Source organism: Streptomyces viridochromogenes (genome assembly GCF_001270495.1).
GTDB lineage: Bacteria > Actinomycetota > Actinomycetes > Streptomycetales > Streptomycetaceae > Streptomyces > Streptomyces viridochromogenes_A.
On record NZ_LGUR01000197.1, the window covers coordinates 13571 to 32040 of the forward strand.

General features: G+C 68.3%; 14 protein-coding genes. 13 read left to right on the forward strand and 1 reads right to left on the reverse strand.

Features of this window, described 5'->3' with window-relative positions; translation table 11 throughout:
* The first annotated feature begins 30 nt into the window (after window positions 1-30).
* From tig to clpX, 4 genes are all read left to right on the forward strand, one after another.
* Entirely contained in the window at window positions 31-1425 is a 1395-nt protein-coding gene (gene tig, locus ADK36_RS21180) for a trigger factor (RefSeq protein ID WP_048583863.1), read from the forward strand.
* Window positions 1426-1771: 346 nt separating this feature from the next.
* Complete coding sequence (locus tag ADK36_RS21185) at window positions 1772-2377, forward strand: ATP-dependent Clp protease proteolytic subunit (protein WP_048583911.1); 606 nt, start codon at window positions 1772-1774, stop codon at window positions 2375-2377.
* 50 nt (window positions 2378-2427) lie between these two features.
* Window positions 2428-3108: an ATP-dependent Clp protease proteolytic subunit gene (locus ADK36_RS21190; protein WP_048583864.1), complete on the forward strand. Its 681-nt coding sequence runs from the start codon at window positions 2428-2430 to the stop codon at window positions 3106-3108.
* 180 nt (window positions 3109-3288) lie between these two features.
* Window positions 3289-4575, forward strand: coding sequence for an ATP-dependent Clp protease ATP-binding subunit ClpX (gene clpX / locus ADK36_RS21195; protein ID WP_048583865.1), 1287 nt, complete (start codon window positions 3289-3291; stop codon window positions 4573-4575).
* A gap of 610 nt (window positions 4576-5185) precedes the next feature.
* Here the strand turns inward: clpX and ADK36_RS21200 are convergent.
* On the reverse strand, window positions 5186-6163 hold the full coding sequence (locus tag ADK36_RS21200; protein ID WP_048583866.1) for a hypothetical protein: 978 nt from the start codon (window positions 6161-6163) through the stop codon (window positions 5186-5188).
* 136 nt (window positions 6164-6299) lie between these two features.
* Between ADK36_RS21200 and ADK36_RS21205 the strand changes: the two genes are divergently transcribed.
* The 9 genes from ADK36_RS21205 (at window position 6300) to rodA (ending at window position 18373) form a co-directional block, all read left to right on the forward strand.
* Window positions 6300-8930, forward strand: coding sequence for a valine--tRNA ligase (locus tag ADK36_RS21205; protein ID WP_048583867.1), 2631 nt, complete (start codon window positions 6300-6302; stop codon window positions 8928-8930).
* A 200-nt stretch (window positions 8931-9130) separates the two neighbouring features.
* Window positions 9131-10633 (forward strand): bifunctional tetrahydrofolate synthase/dihydrofolate synthase, encoded by a 1503-nt coding sequence (gene folC / locus ADK36_RS21210; protein WP_048583868.1) that lies wholly within the window; start codon window positions 9131-9133, stop codon window positions 10631-10633.
* A 9-nt stretch (window positions 10634-10642) separates the two neighbouring features.
* Window positions 10643-10999 (forward strand): DUF4233 domain-containing protein, encoded by a 357-nt coding sequence (locus ADK36_RS21215; RefSeq protein ID WP_048583869.1) that lies wholly within the window; start codon window positions 10643-10645, stop codon window positions 10997-10999.
* Window positions 11000-11064: 65 nt separating this feature from the next.
* Window positions 11065-11478 (forward strand): nucleoside-diphosphate kinase, encoded by a 414-nt coding sequence (gene ndk / locus ADK36_RS21220; RefSeq protein ID WP_030052239.1) that lies wholly within the window; start codon window positions 11065-11067, stop codon window positions 11476-11478.
* 269 nt (window positions 11479-11747) lie between these two features.
* Window positions 11748-12767, forward strand: a complete 1020-nt coding sequence (locus ADK36_RS21225) for a rod shape-determining protein (RefSeq protein WP_004931372.1) — start codon at window positions 11748-11750, stop codon at window positions 12765-12767.
* Between the two features lie 199 nt (window positions 12768-12966).
* A complete protein-coding gene (gene mreC / locus ADK36_RS21230; protein WP_053198624.1) occupies window positions 12967-14037 on the forward strand; it encodes a rod shape-determining protein MreC in 1071 nt (356 codons plus the stop codon).
* A 13-nt stretch (window positions 14038-14050) separates the two neighbouring features.
* Complete coding sequence (mreD, locus tag ADK36_RS21235; RefSeq protein WP_053198627.1) at window positions 14051-14746, forward strand: rod shape-determining protein MreD; 696 nt, start codon at window positions 14051-14053, stop codon at window positions 14744-14746.
* Window positions 14747-14915: 169 nt separating this feature from the next.
* Window positions 14916-17177 (forward strand): penicillin-binding protein 2, encoded by a 2262-nt coding sequence (gene mrdA / locus ADK36_RS21240; RefSeq protein WP_048583872.1) that lies wholly within the window; start codon window positions 14916-14918, stop codon window positions 17175-17177.
* Window positions 17174-18373, forward strand: coding sequence for a rod shape-determining protein RodA (rodA, locus tag ADK36_RS21245; RefSeq protein ID WP_048583873.1), 1200 nt, complete (start codon window positions 17174-17176; stop codon window positions 18371-18373). The genes mrdA and rodA overlap by 4 nt, the downstream gene beginning before the upstream one ends.
* Window positions 18374-18470 lie beyond the last annotated feature (97 nt).

Below are 18470 nucleotides of genomic sequence, written 5' to 3' on the forward strand. Positions count from 1 at the left end.
CAAGAAGTCAGCCCCCAAGGAGACCGAACCGTGAAGAGCGCCGTGGAGACCCTGAACCCGACTCGGGTTCGGCTCAGCATCGAGGTGCCCTTCGAGGAGCTCAAGGACAGCCTCGACGCGGCGTACAAGAAGATCAACCAGCAGGTCACGGTGAAGGGCTTCCGCAAGGGCAAGATCCCGGCCCGCGTCATCGACCAGCGGTTCGGCCGCGGTGCGGTTCTGGAGGAGGCCGTCAACGACGCGCTGCCGAAGTTCTACACCGAGGCGGTCAACGAGGCGGAGATCGACGTCCTGGGCCAGCCCGAGGTCGACATCACCGAGCTGAAGGACGGCGAGACGCTGAACTTCACCGCCGAGGTCGACGTCCGCCCGACCATCGAGATCCCGGACTACTCCGGCATCGAGGTCGAGGTCGACCCGGTCGAGGTCACCGACGAGGACATCGACAAGTCGGTCGAGCAGCTCCGTGAGCGCTTCGCCTCCACCTCCCCGGTCGAGCGCGCCGCCGAGGACGGCGACGTCGTCACGATCGACCTGCAGGCCAAGGTCGAGGGCGAGGTCCTGGAGGACGGCGTCGCCGAGGGTGTCTCGTACACCATCGGCTCCGGCGAGCTGCTCGACGGCATCGACGACGCCGTGAAGGGCCTGGAGGCCGGTGGCGAGGCCACCTTCGCCTCCGAGCTCAAGGGCGGCTCGGCGGCCGGCAAGGAGGCCGAGGTCACCGTCAAGGTCACCCAGGTCGCCGCGCGCGAACTGCCCGAGCTGGACGACGAGTTCGCGCAGCTCGCCTCCGAGTTCGACACTCTCGACGAGCTGAGGGCCGACAGCCGCAAGCGCCTCGAGAACATGAAGCAGTACGACCAGGCCACGCAGGCCCAGGAGCGCGTCCTGGAGAAGCTGCTGGAGCTCGTCGAGGTGCCCGTCCCCGAGAAGCTGCTCGAGGACGAGATCAACACCCGCAAGCACAACCTGGAGCACCACCAGCTCGGCCAGATGGGCCTCGACCTCGAGAAGTACCTCGAGATCCAGGGCAAGACGGTCGAGGAGTTCGACGCCGAGACCAAGGAAGCCGCGGTCAAGGGCATCAAGACGCAGTTCGTCCTCGACGAGCTCGTCAAGCAGGAGAAGCTGAACGTCAACCAGGAGGAGCTCACCGAGCACCTCATGCGCCGCGCCGCCTCCTCCGGCATGTCCCCCGACCAGTTCGCCCAGGCGGTCGTCGAGGGCGGCCAGGTTCCGCTCCTGGTCGGCGAGGTCGCCCGCGGCAAGGCCCTGGCCGTCGTGGTCGAGAAGGCCACGGTCAAGGACACCAACGGCGAGCTCATCGACCTGAACGACGAGGACGAGGTCGAGCAGGCCACGGAGACGGTCGAGGCCGCCGAGGGCACCGCCGACGCCGCCGACGAGGAGAAGACCGAGGGCTGAGCCCACGGAGCCTTGTAGCCCGTAGGAGGGGCCCCTGGGGATGCACAATCCCGGGGGCCCTTTCCCATACGGCTGTGCAGTGTCCCTTCAGGGGCGCGGGGCTGTATCGATATGCGGCTCCGCCGCGGGGGCGCGAACGGCCACGACGGACCCGCAGCCGCCCGCTTACCGAAGCCGTACGGCGCTACGCCCCGGGCGAACACTCACGGAACCGGGATGGCACTGCCCGGCCTGCGCGTTAGGGTCCATGAGTATGAGGGCAGGGGAGTCCCCGTTGCCCACGCAGAAGACGTGCAGACGGCCCGGCGCCGTCGTAAGACGAGCAGGTGGATACGTGACGAATCTGATGCCCTCCGCCGCCGGCGAGCCTTCCATCGGCGGTGGCCTCGGCGACCATGTCTACAACCGGCTGCTCGGCGAGCGGATCATCTTCCTCGGCCAGCCGGTCGACGACGACATCGCCAACAAGATCACCGCGCAGTTGCTGCTCCTTGCCGCCGATCCGGACAAGGACATCTACCTCTACATCAACAGCCCCGGCGGCTCGATCACGGCCGGCATGGCGATCTACGACACCATGCAGTACATCAAGAACGACGTGGTGACCATCGCCATGGGCCTCGCCGCCTCGATGGGCCAGTTCCTCCTCAGCGCGGGCACGCCGGGCAAGCGCTTCGCGCTGCCGAACGCCGAGATCCTGATCCACCAGCCCTCCGCCGGTCTGGCCGGTTCGGCCTCCGACATCAAGATCCACGCCGAGCGGCTGCTGTACACCAAGAAGCGCATGGCCGAGCTCACGGCCCTGCACACTGGCCAGACCGTCGAGCAGGTCACCCGTGACTCGGACCGGGACCGTTGGTTCGACGCCACCGAGGCCAAGGCATACGGCCTCATCGACGACGTGATCGCCACGGCCGCCGGCATGCCGGGCGGCGGCGGCACCGGGGCCTGAGACCCCCACAGCGCCCCCAGCCGACCGCCTCAGCCCCTAGGAGACAGACAGTGAACGACATCCCCGGCAGCAGCCTGTACGACCGATCGCGCGCCGAGTACGCGGGCCCCGTGGCCGAGTCCCGGTACGTCATCCCGCGCTTCGTCGAGCGCACCTCGCAGGGCATCCGCGAGTACGACCCGTACGCGAAGCTCTTCGAGGAGCGCGTGATCTTCCTCGGCGTGCAGATCGACGACGCCTCCGCGAACGACGTCATGGCGCAGCTGCTGTGCCTGGAGTCCATGGACCCCGACCGGGACATCTCGGTCTACATCAACAGCCCCGGCGGCTCCTTCACCGCGCTCACGGCCATCTACGACACGATGCAGTTCGTGAAGCCGGACATCCAGACGGTCTGCATGGGCCAGGCGGCCTCCGCCGCCGCCGTCCTGCTGGCCGCCGGCACGCCCGGCAAGCGCATGGCTCTGCCGAACGCCCGTGTGCTGATCCACCAGCCGTTCAGCGAGACCGGCCGCGGTCAGGTCTCCGACCTGGAGATCGCCGCCAACGAGATCCTCCGGATGCGCTCGCAGCTGGAGGAGATGCTGGCCAAGCACTCCACCACGCCGATCGAGAAGATCCGCGAGGACATCGAGCGCGACAAGATCCTCACGGCCGAGGACGCGCTGTCGTACGGGCTGATCGACCAGATCATCTCCACGCGGAAGATGAACAACGCCGACGTTCGCTGACGCGGACCCGGTATTGTCTGCTGCCCCTTGGCACGGTTTGGGACGGTGCACGTCAAAGTGAACCGCGCCAAGGGGGGCCCGAACGGGGGGCCAGGCAAGGTACCGTCGACATAAGGCAGCACCAGGAGCCGCTGGATTCGAAAACGTCCAGTCGTCTCCCAGGCGAAGGGGAAGCACACCGTGGCACGCATCGGTGACGGCGGCGATCTGCTCAAGTGCTCGTTCTGCGGCAAGAGCCAGAAGCAGGTCAAGAAGCTCATCGCAGGCCCTGGTGTGTACATCTGCGACGAGTGCATCGATCTCTGCAACGAGATCATCGAGGAAGAGCTCGCGGAGACCAGTGAGGTCCGCTGGGAGGAACTGCCCAAGCCACGCGAGATCTACGAGTTCCTCGAGGGCTACGTGGTCGGCCAGGAAGCGGCCAAGAAGGCGCTCTCCGTCGCCGTCTACAACCACTACAAGCGCGTCCAGGCCGGCGAGAACGGCGGCGCCCAAGGCCGCGACGACGCCATCGAGTTGGCGAAGTCCAACATCCTGCTGCTGGGCCCCACGGGCTCCGGCAAGACGCTGCTCGCCCAGACCCTGGCCCGCATGCTGAACGTCCCGTTCGCCATCGCCGACGCGACGGCGCTGACGGAGGCCGGGTACGTCGGCGAGGACGTCGAGAACATCCTGCTGAAACTGATCCAGGCGGCCGACTACGACGTCAAGAAGGCCGAGACCGGGATCATCTACATCGACGAGATCGACAAGGTCGCGCGGAAGAGTGAAAATCCGTCGATCACCCGGGACGTGAGCGGTGAGGGCGTCCAGCAGGCCCTGCTGAAGATCCTGGAAGGCACGACGGCCTCGGTCCCCCCGCAGGGCGGCCGCAAGCACCCGCACCAGGAATTCATCCAGATCGACACGACGAACGTCCTGTTCATCGTGGGCGGCGCGTTCGCGGGCCTGGAGAAGATCATCGAGTCCCGGGCCGGCGCCAAGGGCATCGGCTTCGGCGCGACGATCCGCTCCAAGCGCGAGCTGGAGGCCAAGGACCAGTTCGAGGACGTCATGCCCGAGGACCTGGTGAAGTTCGGCATGATCCCCGAGTTCATCGGCCGGCTCCCCGTCATCACCTCGGTCCACAACCTCGACCGCGAGGCCCTCCTCCAGATCCTCGTCGAGCCCCGCAACGCACTGGTGAAGCAGTACCAGCGCCTCTTCGAACTCGACGGCGTGGAACTCGACTTCGAGCGCGAGGCCCTGGAGGCCATCGCAGACCAGGCCATCCTCCGCCAGACCGGCGCCCGTGGCCTGCGCGCCATCATGGAGGAAGTCCTCCAGGGCGTGATGTACGAGATCCCGTCCCGCAAGGACGTGGCCCGCGTCGTCATCACGGCGGACGTCGTTCACTCGAACGTGAACCCGACGCTGATCCCGCGGGAGGCGCGGGGGCGGGGGCCGGGCGAGCAGAAGACGGCGTAAGCAATCAGAGCAACAGGGGCTCGGTGAGACTCTGAGCGGTTGCAGAAGTCCGTCTTAGGGCTCAATGAGCGAAGGCCGCCCTTGGCTGTGCCAGGGGCGGCCTCATGTCTACCGGGTGTCAGCGTCTACGCCCACGAGCAGGCTTTCAAGGCGTGCTCCTGCCTCACGCCGAGCCGCATGAGCCCGGACCAGCACTCCGGGTGGGGTGTCTTGCCCGGGAGGGCGAACCAGCCGCAGGCTATCTTCGTCTTAGGCCCTATCGTGTATAGTCCGTAGCTTTTCAAGACGCCTGTGCACTGCGCAGCGGTGGCAGATGCGGGTGTTGCTGTCGCCAGGGGGACGATCGTCCCTGCAACTACAAGACCCGCTACGGCAAATGCTCGCTTGAGCACGTCAATTCCCCTCGATCATTTCGCGCCCTGGTCATGGGCATGATCGGCATAGTGGATGGGGTTGGGGGTTGTGGCGGTTATCCTCGCTGAACCCGACAATGTCCCGAGGGACGCGCGGGGTGTGGGTCGGGCGAGTAGAAGACGGCGTAGCCGCAGCACAGACGTACGGAAGGGGCCCCGATCGACCGGGGCCCCTTCCGTGTGTTGGGCTACGGGTGTCAGGCCTTGACGCGGACCTCCGCGCGCACCTTCGTGGTGATGTCGATCGCCACGTCCTTGGAGACGCTTGTCGTGGCGTCAGTCGGCGACACCAGGGCGATGGTGCTGTAGTCGGCCCAGGCGCAGAACCAGTTGATCCTCTCCTGCTTGGTCATCAGGTCCTGGCCCTTGGTCGACTGGCACTTCATGACCGCGCCGTCGAGGTCGGCGGACTCGGGCTCGCCGACCAGTTCGGTCTTGGGGGCGCTGCTGCTGGAGGAGTCCTCCTCGGCGGACTTCTTGAAGGCTGCGAAGAACGCGTCCAGAGCCTTCTCCGGGTCGGCGACCTCGCCGTAGACGCCCGCGAAGTAGATGTTCTTGGCCTTCGCCAACGCGCCCAGATCGGGCATGGAGCTGTTCGGGTCGTTGGGGTCGTAACCCGAGAGGTCCGCGGTCGAATAGATACCGGTCACGTCGGTGCCGTTCTTGACGCCGCTCTTCTCCAGCTCCGACGCCGAGTCGCTGCTGGACGTGCCGCCCTTGTCGCCCATCCGCGAGTAGTCGTTGAGCAGCTTCTGGGGCGTCGTCAGCTTGTGCGCCCCGTCGTCCGCGAGGCTGGCCGCGCCGCCACGGCTGCCGCCGAGCGCGAAGTACGCCCCGACGGCGATCGCGGCCACGACCGCCACCGCGCCGATGATCAGGCCGGTCTTCTTGCCGCCGCCTCCCGGCGCCGGCGGCTGGGGCATCCCGTACGGGGCCTGGCCGTACGGCGGCTGCTGCTGGCCGTACGGGTTCGGCTGCTGCGGCGGGACGCCCGGCGCCTGCTGCGGGTAGCCGTAACCGGGCTGGGGCTGGGGCGGAGGAGCCTGCTGGGGGTAGCCGTAGCCGGGCTGGGGCGCCTGCGGCTGCTGGCCGTACGGGCCGGGCTGCTGCGGCTGGCCGTACGGACCGGGCTGCTGAGGCTGCCCGCCGTACGGGCCCGGCTGGTTGTAGCTCATTTCTGGGTTCCCCTCCAGATGCTTATGCGTTCACGACATCCTGGCGCAAACACAGTGGCCGTACGGCATCGGGGTGCCCACCGTTACAGAACAAACGCGTTTCGGGACATGCCCGGGACACCTCTAAACTGAGCGCGTGACCGAGAACGCTCAGCAGCAGCCACCAGCGCCCGACACCGAACTGCCGACCCAGTACGCGCCGGCCGACGTAGAGGGGCCGCTGTACGAGCGCTGGGTAGAGCGCGGTTACTTCGAGGCGGACGAGAAGAGCGACAAGCCGCCCTACACCATCGTCATCCCGCCGCCGAACGTCACGGGGAGCCTGCACCTCGGGCACGCCTTCGAGCACACCCTCATCGACGCCCTCACCCGCCGTAAGCGCATGCAGGGTTACGAGACGCTGTGGCAGCCCGGCATGGACCACGCCGGTATCGCCACGCAGAACGTCGTCGAGCGTGAGCTGGGCAAGGAAGGCAAGTCCCGGCACGACCTGGGGCGGGAAGCCTTCGTCGAGCGTGTCTGGCAGTGGAAGGGCGAGTCCGGCGGGCAGATCAGCGGGCAGATGCGGCGCCTCGGCGACGGTGTCGCCTGGTCGCGCGAGCGCTTCACCATGGACGAGGGCCTGTCCCAGGCCGTCCAGACCATCTTCAAGCGGCTCTACGACGACGAGCTCATCTACCGCGCCGAACGCATCATCAACTGGTGCCCGCGCTGTCTGACCGCCATCTCGGACATCGAGGTCGAGTACCAGGACGACGACGGCGAACTCGTCTCCATGAAGTACGGCGAGGGCGACGAGACCATCGTCGTCGCCACCACCCGTGCCGAGACGATGCTCGGTGACACCGCCGTCGCCGTCCACCCGGACGACGAGCGTTACAGGCACCTGGTCGGCAAGCTCATCAGGTTGCCGCTGACCGAGCGCTCGATCCCGGTCGTCGCCGACACCCATGTCGACCCGGAGTTCGGCACCGGCGCCGTCAAGGTCACCCCGGCCCACGACCCGAACGACTTCGAGATCGGCCAGCGCCACAACCTGCCGTCCCTCACGGTGATGGACGAGCACGCTGTCATCACCGCCCACGGGCCCTTCCAGGGCCTGGACCGGCTGGAGGCCCGCTCCGCGATCGTCGCCGCGCTGCGCGCCGAGGGCCGGATCGTCGCGGAGAAGCGGCCGTACGTCCACTCGGTCGGCCACTGCTCGCGCTGCAAGACCACCGTCGAGCCGCGCCTGTCCATGCAGTGGTGGGTCAAGGTCGGCCCGCTCGCCAAGGCCGCCGGAGACGCCGTCCGCGACGGCCGGGTCAAGATCCACCCGCAGGAGATGGAGAAGCGGTACTTCGACTGGGTCGACAACCTCCACGACTGGTGCATCTCACGGCAGTTGTGGTGGGGTCACCGCATCCCGGTCTGGTACGGCCCGAACGGCGAGATCGTCTGTGTCGGCCCCGACGAGCAGCCGCCCGGCACCGAGGCGGAGGGCTGGAAGCAGGACACGGACGTCCTCGACACCTGGTTCTCCTCCGGCCTGTGGCCCTTCTCCACGCTTGGCTGGCCCGAACAGACCGAGTCGCTCGCGAAGTTCTACCCGAACTCGGTCCTGGTCACCGGCTACGACATCCTCTTCTTCTGGGTCGCCCGGATGATGATGTTCGGCCTGTACGCGATGGACGGCACCCCGCCGTTCCACACCATCGCCCTGCACGGCATGGTCCGTGACCAGTTCGGCAAGAAGATGTCGAAGTCCTTCGGCAACGCGGTCAACCCGCTGGACTGGATGGACAAGTACGGCAGCGATGCGCTGAGGTTCACCCTCGCCCGTGGTGCGAACCCAGGGGTCGACGTCCCGATCGGCGAGGACTGGGTCCAGGGCTCCCGCAACTTCGCCAACAAGATCTGGAACGCGACCCGCTTCGCGCTGATGAACGGCGCGACGGTGGACGGGCCCCTGCCGGACCCGGCGGCGATGTCGTCGACGGACCGCTGGATCCTCTCCCGCCTGAACTCCGTCGTCGCCGAAGTCGACGCGTTCTACGAGGACTTCCAGTTCGCGAAGCTCTCCGACGCCCTCTTCCACTTCGCGTGGGACGAGGTCTTCGACTGGTACGTCGAGCTGTCGAAGACGACGTTCCAGGCGGGCGGTGAGGCGGCCGAGGTCAGCAAGCGCGTCCTCGGCGAGGTCCTCGACGTCACGCTGAAGCTGCTGCACCCGGTCGTCCCCTTCGTCACGGAGACCCTGTGGACCACCCTCACCGGCGGCGAGTCGATCGTGATCGCCGACTGGCCGAAGGACAGCGGCTTCCGTGACCAGGGCGCCGAGCGGGAGATCGAGTCGCTCCAGTCCGTCATCACGGAGGTCCGCCGCTTCCGCGCCGACCAGGGCCTTCAGCCCGGCCAGCGTGTCCCGGCCCGCCTGACCCTGGACGGCACGGCCCTCGCCCCGCACGAGCCGGCCATCCGCCAGCTGCTGCGCCTCCAGCCGGAGGGCGAGAGCTTCGCGGCCACCGCGACACTGCCCGTCGCGGGCGCCGAGGTCGCCCTGGACCTCTCGGGCGTGATCGACGTCGCGGCCGAGCGCAAGCGCCTGGCCAAGGACCTCGCGGCCGCCGAGAAGGAGAAGTCCCAGGCCACGGCCAAGCTCGGCAACGAAGCGTTCCTGGCGAAGGCGCCGGACAACGTCGTGGAGAAGATCCGCGGCCGCCTCGCGAAGGCGGAGGAGGACATCGCGCGGATCGCCGCGCAGCTGGAGCGGCTGCCGCAGGCGTAGGTGTTCGTACGGCGACGAAGGCCCCTGGAGCTTCTTGATTCCGGGGGCCTTCGCGCACCGTCTTGGGGGCGCGGGGCTGTATCGATATACGGCTCCGCCGCGTGGGCGCGACCAGCCCTCACCGACCCGTCACCCGCCCGACGACCCACACCACCCCACTCCCTGGGCGCACTGTCAGTCGCCCTCCGTAGACTGGCCCCGTGAGCGACCAGAACGAGCCCGACCCCCTCGACCCCTTCGACGAGATCATCGCCGAAGAGACCGACCGCGACCCCGATCTCGCCGTCATCGAGGCCGGCAGCCGGACCCTGCGCACCCAGGGCGGCCCGCCGCAGGCCGACGTGCCCGCGCGCCCCGAGGACCCCGAGGTCGACAAGGCCCTGCGCGAGGTCGAGGCGGAGCTCGCGACCCGCTGGGGCGAGACCAAGCTGGAGCCGTCCGTCAGCCGTATCGCCGCGCTGATGGACGTCCTGGGTGAGCCGCAGCGGTCGTACCCCTCGATCCACATCACCGGCACCAACGGCAAGACGACGACCGCCCGCATGATCGAGGCCCTCCTCGGCGCCTTCGAGCTGCGCACCGGCCGCTACACCTCGCCGCACGTCCAGTCGATCACCGAGCGGATCAGCCTCGACGGCGCCGCGATCTCCGCCGAGCGCTTCATCGAGACGTACCACGACATCAAGCCGTACATCGAGATGGTCGACGGACAGCAGGAGTACCGGCTGTCCTTCTTCGAGGTGCTCACAGGCATGGCGTACGCGGCCTTCGCCGACGCGCCCGTCGATGTCGCCGTCGTGGAAGTGGGGATGGGCGGCTCCTGGGACGCCACCAACGTCATCGACGGTGATGTCGCCGTCGTGACGCCCATAGACCTCGACCACACGGACCGGCTCGGCAGCACTCCGGGAGAGATCGCCGGCGAGAAGGCCGGGATCATCAAGCAGGACGCCACCGTGATCATGGCCCAGCAGCCGGTGGACGCCGCGCAGGTGCTGCTGAAGAAGGCCGTGGAGGTCGACGCCACCGTGGCCCGTGAGGGCCTGGAGTTCGGGGTCGTGTCGCGGCAGGTCGCCGTCGGCGGGCAGCTGGCGACCCTGCGCGGACTGGGCGGCGAGTACCCCGAGGTGTATCTGCCGCTGCACGGCGCGCACCAGGCGCACAACGCGGCCGTGGCCCTCGCCGCCGTGGAGGCTTTCTTCGGCGTCGGCGCCGCGCGGGCCGAACCTCTGGACATCGACACGGTCCGCAAGGCGTTCGCCGCCGTAGCCTCGCCGGGGCGGATGGAGGTCGTACGGCGGTCGCCGACCGTCGTGCTGGACGCGGCCCACAACCCGGCCGGCGCGCGGGTCACCGCCGATGCGGTGGGGGAGGCCTTCGACTTCAGCCGGCTGATCGGGGTCGTGGGCGCGAGCGGCGACAAGAACGTGCGGGGTCTCCTCGAAGCCTTCGAGCCGATCTTCGCCGAGGTCGTCGTCACGCAGAACTCCTCGCATCGCGCCATGGACGCCGACGAGCTCGCCGCCATCGCCGTCGAGGTCTTCGGTGACGAGCGTGTGCAGGTCGAGCCGCGGCTGCCGGACGCCCTGGAGGCCGCGATCACGCTGGCCGAGGAGGAGGGCGAGTTCGCGGGCGGCGGTGTGCTCGTCACCGGGTCCGTCATCACGGTCGGCGAAGCCCGGCTGCTGCTGGGGAAGGGCTGAGTCCGAACGATGCGTACGCTCTGTTCCTCGACCCTGATCGGTGAGTTCTTCGTCATCGGCTTCGCCGGTCTGGTCGCCATGAAGGATCCCGACCTGTCCATGTCGACGGTGTGGACGGTCAGCGGCATCGCGATGTTCCTGTGCCTGCTGTTGTGCGGCCTGGTGACGCGACCCGGCGGCGTCGCCCTCGGCTGGGCGCTGCAGATCGCGCTCATCGCCTCCGGCTTCATCGTCTCGACGATGTTCATCCTGGGCGTGATCTTCGCGGCGCTGTGGTGGGCCTCGGTGCACTACGGGAGGAAGGTCGACGAGGCGAAGGCGAGATTCGCCGCCCAGGGCGACTCCTCTACACCTGACGCTGCGTAACAAGGGCCCGGACACGCCCTGTAACCTCATCCCACCGCACCACCGGCAGCAAGAAGGAGCCCTCCGTGACCCAGCGCACCCTCGTCCTCCTCAAGCCCGACGCCGTCCGTCGTGGCCTGACCGGCGAGATCATCAGCCGTATCGAGCGCAAGGCCGGCTGGCAGATCACCGCGCTGGAGCTGCGCACCCTGGACCAGGAGACGCTGGAGCAGCACTACGGCGAGCACAAGGGCAAGCCCTTCTACGAGCCGCTGGTGGAGTTCATGGCCTCCGGCCCGGTCGTCGCGCTGATCGTCGAGGGCGAGCGGGTCATCGAGGGGCTGCGTGCCCTCGCCGGTCCGACCGACCCGATCGCTGCCGCGCCGGGCTCCATCCGGGGGGACTTCGGTGTGATCGTTCGCGAGAACCTCATCCACGCCTCCGACTCCGAGGAGTCGGCCGAGCGCGAGGTGAAGATCTTCTTCCCGGGCCGCGCCTGAGCCCACTGACCCGGCCCGACCTGGGGCGGCCGAAGAAACCCGGCCGCCCGGCGGCATATGCGCGGCGATCGAGGGAACGAGTGCCCCCGATGGCCCGTCTCCACAAGCGGGGCGGCTCGCCATCTGCTGACAATGGCGAAGACCCTCCCGCAGTGTTCGCGAAAGCGCGTCTACGATAGAAGCCTTCACGTCACAGCACCCACTTCGCCGACCTGAAAAGCCATCAAAAGCTCCCAGGGAAGGCCAGACGAATCCTGATGGGGAACTCAATGTCGTTCATCGGCCGTGACATGGCTGTCGACCTCGGGACCGCCAACACGCTGGTGTACGTCAGGGGTCGCGGGATCGTACTCAATGAGCCGTCCGTCGTCGCGATCAACACCAACACCGGTGGCATCCTCGCGGTCGGCGCCGAAGCGAAGAAGATGATCGGGCGTACGCCCGGCAACATCGTTGCCGTACGTCCGCTGAAGGACGGCGTCATCGCCGACTTCGAGATCACCGAGCGGATGCTCCGCTACTTCATTCTGAAGATCCACAAGCGGCGGTATCTGGCTCGTCCGCGGGTCGTCGTCTGTGTGCCCTCCGGCATCACGGGCGTCGAGCGCCGCGCCGTCATCGAGGCGTCGTCCCAGGCCGGCGCCCGCCAGGTGCACATCATCGAGGAGCCCATGGCCGCGGCCATCGGCTCCGGCCTGCCGGTCCACGAGGCCACGGGCAACATGGTGGTCGACATCGGCGGCGGCACCACGGAGGTCGCGGTCATCTCCCTCGGCGGCATCGTCACCGCCCAGTCCATCCGCGTCGCGGGCGACGAACTGGACAACGCGATCATCCAGCACATCAAGAAGGAGTACTCCCTTCTGCTGGGTGAGCGGACGGCCGAGCAGATCAAGATCACGATCGGTTCGGCGTACGACCTCGACGCTGACGAACACACCGAAATCCGCGGCCGGGACCTCGTCTCCGGGCTGCCGAAGACCGTCGTCATCTCCGCGGCCGAAGTGCGCAAGGCCATCGAGGAGCCGGTCAACGCGATCGTGGACGCGGTGAAGACGACCCTCGACAAGTGCCCGCCGGAGCTGTCCGGCGACATCATGGACCGAGGAATCGTTCTGACCGGCGGCGGCGCCCTGCTGCGCGGCCTCGACGAGCGCCTGCGCCGCGAGACCGGCATGCCGATCCACATCGCCGAGGACCCGCTGGACAGCGTGGCGCTCGGCTCCGGCAAGTGTGTCGAGGAGTTCGAGGCGTTGCAGCAGGTACTGGACGCCCAGCCCCGCAGATGAGGTAACTCTTCGATTCCGCCGTACGGGATGATCTCTTCTCGTACGGCGGATCGTTGATATAGAGGCATAAGCTTCCAAGAGCCTCGAAGCTTGTCATTCAAGCTCGCATACCAGCTCCGCACACAAATTCCGTATAAGAACCCCTCGGGTTTCCCAGGGGTTTCCCGAACTCCTATGAGGAAGGGCACGGCCGCCGCACGTGAGGGACACACGAGAGAGCCGGCTGCTCCTGGTGCTGCTGATCGCGATCGCGTTCGCGCTGATCACGGTGGACATCCGCGGCGGTGAGGATTCCCCGGTCGACGGCGCTCGGTCCGCCGCGGCCACGGTCTTCGGCCCGATCGAGAACGGTGTGTCGTCGGCGGTCGACCCGGTCGGCAACGCGGTCGCGGCGATCCGTGACTCCGGCGAGCGCCACGACCGGCTCGCCGCGCTGGAGCAGGAGAACGCCGCCCTCAAGGCGAGGCTCGGCAGCGACGACCGCAACCGCAGCCGGCTGAAGCAGCTGGACAAGATGCTGAAGGTCGCGGGCGAGGGCCAGTACGGCATCAAGGGCGCCGAGGTCATCGCCATCGGTGCGGCCCAGGGCTTCTCCTGGACGATCACCATCGACATCGGCGAGAACGACGGCATCCGGCGCGACATGACCGTCCTGAACGGGGACGGGCTGGTCGGGCGGGTCACCACCGTCGGTCCCAACACGGCGACCGTGCTCCTCGCCAACGACCCCGACTTCACCGTGGGCACCCGCATGGAGTCCAGCGACGAGCTCGGCTTCGCCTCCGGCCAGGGCGACCGCCCGCTGCGCGTCGAACTCCTCAACGGCAAGGCCGAGGTGAAGAAGGGCGACCGGCTCGTCACCTTCGGCTCCCAGGCCGACAAGCCCTTCGTGCCCGGCGTCCCCGTCGGTGTCGTCTCCCGCGTCGACCCGTCCGGCGGCGGTCTGACCCGCACCCTCTACGTCACGCCGTACGCCGCCTTCTCCAAGCTCGACATCGTCGGCGTCGTCGTCCAGGCCCCCACCAAGGACCCGCGCGACACGGTGCTCCCGGACAAGCCCGAGCCGACCCCCACGCCGACCGTGACGGTCACCGTCACGCCGGGCGCCGAGGACCCGGACGGCCAGAACCAGCCTCAGGCGGACGGCCGGAACCAGCCTCAGGCGGACGGCCAGAACCAGCCTCAGGCGGACGGTCAGTACGAGCCGCAGGCCGACGGCCGGTATCAGCCTCCGGGCGACGACCAGAACCAGTACGAGCAAGAGCAGTAGGAGCTGAAGCCCCATGCGCGTCAACCGAATCCTGCTCTCCTCCGCCCTGATCGTCGTCGCCCTGGTGGTCCAGGTGAGCGTCCTGGCCCGCCTCCACCTCCCGGGCGCCGTCCCCGACCTGCTGCTGCTCACGGTCCTGGGCCTCGCCATGGTCTACGGCCATGTCGGCGGCGCCCTCGTCGGCTTCGGCGCCGGCCTGCTCGCCGACCTCGCCCCGCCCGCCGACCATGCCGCCGGCCGCTATGCGCTGGTGCTGTGCGTCATCGGCTATCTCGTCGGGCTCATCAAACCCGACAACGGCCGGCTCAAGTCGGCCACCGGGCCGATGGTGGTCGTGGTCGTCGCAGCGATCGGCACGACCCTGATGTACGCCGGGGTCGGTGCCCTCGTCGGGGACACCGCGGCCCGTCATGTCGGCCTCGGCAGCTTGGTGTTCACGGCCGCGCTGTACGACCTGCTGCTCGCCCCGTTCGTGGTCCCCGGGATCATGGCGCTGGCCCGGCGCGCGGAGAACGACCCGCTGGCCGACAGCAACTCCCAGACGAAGAAGCCCGACATCTCCACCGGCTGGCTCTCCGGCGGCACCGGCCTGCGCATCGGCGGCCAGCGCGGCGGGCTGAAGGGCGGCCTGAAGGGCGGTCTGAAGGTGAAGGCGGTGCGGGCGCGAACGGCCCGCGCCGGACGCATCAAGGGGGTCAAGCGGCTGTGAGGCCAGGGGAGTTCACCCGGACGGGTGAGGCCAGGAGGAACCGGGCCGCACGGGCCGGCCGTTCATCACTCGTACACACACGGTCGTACACGCACGGTTGTACGCACGCAGTCGCATCCGCACCGGTACTCGCGCCGGTACGCGCACCTGAGAGGGGGAGGCAGCCGCAGTGACCAACATCCCCGAGACCGGCCGGACGCCACGCGTCCAGATCCGGCTCATCGTCATCCAGGTCCTCGTCCTCTCCCTCCTCGGCACCCTCGGCGGGCGCCTGTGGTACCTCCAGATCCGCGAGGGCGACGCGTACGCCAAGGAGGCGTCCGGCAACCACGTCCAGCAGGTCGTGCAGCCCGCCGTGCGCGGCTCGATCCTGGACGCCCGCGGCGTGCCGCTCGCCGACAACGAGACACGGCTGGTGGTCTCCGCCTCCCGCACCGACCTGCTGAAGATGAAGGACGACGGCGAGGCAGTCCTCACCAAGCTGGCCGCCGTGCTGGGCATGACGCCCAAGGAGGTCAGGGAGAAGGTCCGGCTGTGCGACGCCGAGACCCCGCAGCCGTGCTGGAACGGCTCGCCGTACCAGCCGATCCCCATCACCGACGAGGCCACCCCCAAGCAGGCCCTGCAGATCCGTGAGCGCGCCGAGGACTTCCCCGGCATCACCGCCGAGCCGCAGGCCCTCCGCCGCTACCCGAGCCCCGGCGAGTCCAACACCGCCCAGGTACTCGGCTATCTCTCCCCGGTCACCGACGAGGAGCTCCAGCAGGCGCAGGACACCGACTCGCCGTACCTGCGCTCCGACCAGGTCGGCCGCTCCGGCCTGGAGCGGCAGTACGACAAGCAACTGCGCGGCAAGGCCGGCGTCACCCGCTACGAGGTCGACAACCTCGGCCGGGTCATCGGCCAGGCCAAGGCGGACGCCGCGCAGCCTGGCTCCAACCTCGTCACCAGCATCGACGCCCGCGTGCAGCGAGTCGCCGAGTACGAGCTCAACCAGGCGATGAAGGACGCCCGCAAGGAGTGGGACCGCAACACCAACGAGCCGTACAAGGCGGACTCCGGCGCGGTCATCGTGATGGAGGCCAAGACCGGCCGCATCGTCGCCATGGCGTCCAACCCGACCTACGACCCCAATGCCTGGGTCGGCGGCATCTCCGCCAAGGACTACAAGAGGCTCACCGGCAAGGCCTCCAACTACCCGCTGCTCAACCGGGCGATCCAGGGCCAGTCGGCCCCCGGCTCCATCTTCAAGGTCGTCCCGACGGCCGCCGCGGTGAACGCGGGCTACTCCTTCGACGGCCCGTACCAGTGCTCCAGCTCGTACTCCATCGGCGGCCAGGTCTTCAAGAACTTCGAGTCCAAGGGGTACGGCCCGATCAGCCTCGGCCGCGCCCTGGAGGTCTCCTGCGACACCGTCTTCTACCGGCTCTCCCACGAGGAGTGGAAGCGGGACGGCGGCACCAAGCCGAAGAAGAACGCCAACGACTGGTTCTACAAGACGGCCCACCAGTTCGGCCTCGGTGCGGAGACCGGCATCGACCTGCCCAACGAGGTCACCGGCCGCGTCCCCGACCGCCAGTGGAAGCTGGACTACTGGAAGGCCAACAAGGACGCCTGGTGCAAGTACGGCAAGAGGGACGGCAGCTACGCCGAGAAGATCGCCTACGAGAACTGCCTCGAAGGCAACCGGCTGCGCGCCGGTGACTCCGTGAACTACTCCATCGGACAGGGCGACACCCTCGTCACCCCCATCCAGATGGCCACCATCTACTCGGCCATCTCCAACGGCGGCACCCTCTACGACCCCACGGTCGGCAAGGCCGTCGTGAGCGCCGACGGCAAGACCGTCGAGGAGATCAAGCCCACGTCGCACGGCAAGCTGCCGATAAGCAAGCAGACGCTGGCCTCGATGGACGACGCCCTCGCAGGCGTCGCCACCCGCGGTACCGCCGCCTGGCGGTTCGCGGACGTCGGCTGGCCGCAGGACAAGATCCCGATGCATGCCAAGACCGGTACCGCTGAGGTCTACGGCAAGCAGACGACCTCGTGGTTCGCGACGTACACCAAGGACTACTCGGTCGTCATGACGATCTCCCAGGGTGGTACGGGTTCGGGCGCCTCCGGTCCGGCCGTGCGCAACATCTACGACGCGCTGTACGGCGTCTCCGACGATGGCGAGATCAACAAGAAGAACGCGCTGCTGCCCACGCCCCAGAAGAGCCTGCCGAAGGTCCGCACGGACGGCACCATCACCTCGCCGAAGGTCTCCAAGGACCCGGCGAAGGACCAGCGGGCCAGCCAGAAGGGCGAGGCCGAGCCGGACGAGCAGCAGCTCGCCGGGACCGTGGCGACGCCGACGCCCGAGAACCGGGACACCCGGCGCAGGCGACGCAGGGCGCGGCGGAGGGGAAGCCGGAGGATGCTCACATGACCGGCGCCAACAGTTTCCAGGTCTCCGGGTACGGGCCCGAACGGGCGGGCTGGACCCGCTTGTTCGCCCGCGACTCGCTCGCCCGCCGACTGGACTGGCCGATACTGCTGTCGGCGATCGCGCTGTCGCTGATCGGCTCGATCCTCGTCTTCTCGGCGACCCGCAACCGCACCGAGCTCAACCAGGGTGACCAGTACTACTTCCTCATCCGGCACATCCTGAACACCGGTATCGGGATCGCCCTGATGATCGGGACCGTGTGGCTGGGACACCGCGCCCTGCGCACGGCCGTGCCGATCCTGTACGGCGTCTCGGTCTTCCTGATCCTGCTGGTGCTCACCCCGCTCGGCTCCACCATCAACGGCGCCCACTCCTGGATCAAGCTCCCCGGCGGCTTCTCGCTCCAGCCCTCGGAGTTCGTGAAGGTCACGATCATCCTGGGCATGGCGATGCTGCTGGCGACGAGAGTGGACGCGGGTGACAAGCAGTACCCCGACCACCGCACGGTGGTGCAGGCGTTGGGCCTGGCCGCCGTACCGATGCTGATCGTGCTGCTCATGCCCGACCTCGGCTCGGTCATGGTGATGGTGGTGATCGTTCTGGGCGTGCTGCTCGCGTCCGGTTCCTCCAACCGCTGGGTCTTCGGGCTGATCGGCGCGGGCACCATGGGGGCGATCGCGGTCTGGCAGCTGGGCGTCCTGGACGACTACCAGATCGCCCGCTTCGCGGCCTTCGCCAACCCCGAACTCGACCCGGCGGGCGTCGGCTACAACACCAACCAGGCACGCATCGCGATCGGCTCGGGCGGGCTCGCGGGCTCGGGACTGTTCCACGGCTCGCAGACGACCGGCCAGTTCGTGCCGGAGCAGCAGACCGACTTCGTCTTCACCGTCGCGGGGGAGGAGCTGGGCTTCATCGGCGGCGGGCTGATCATCCTGCTCCTCGGCGTGATCCTGTGGCGCGCCTGCCGCATCGCACGCGAGACGACCGAGCTGTACGGGACGATCGTCGCCGCGGGAATCGTGGCGTGGTTCGCCTTCCAGGCCTTCGAGAACATCGGCATGACCCTCGGAATCATGCCGGTGACCGGCCTGCCGCTGCCGTTCGTGTCCTACGGCGGGTCGTCGATGTTCGCGGTGTGGGTGGCGGTGGGGTTGTTGCAGTCGATTCGGGTACAGCGCCCGATGTCGGCGTGACCGCTGCGCTGGGCTGGGGCCGTGGGGGCTGACTGGTAGCTGCGGCGCCGGCCGGGGCCGGGGGCGTCAGGTGGGTCCTGGAGTGCCGGTGCGGCGA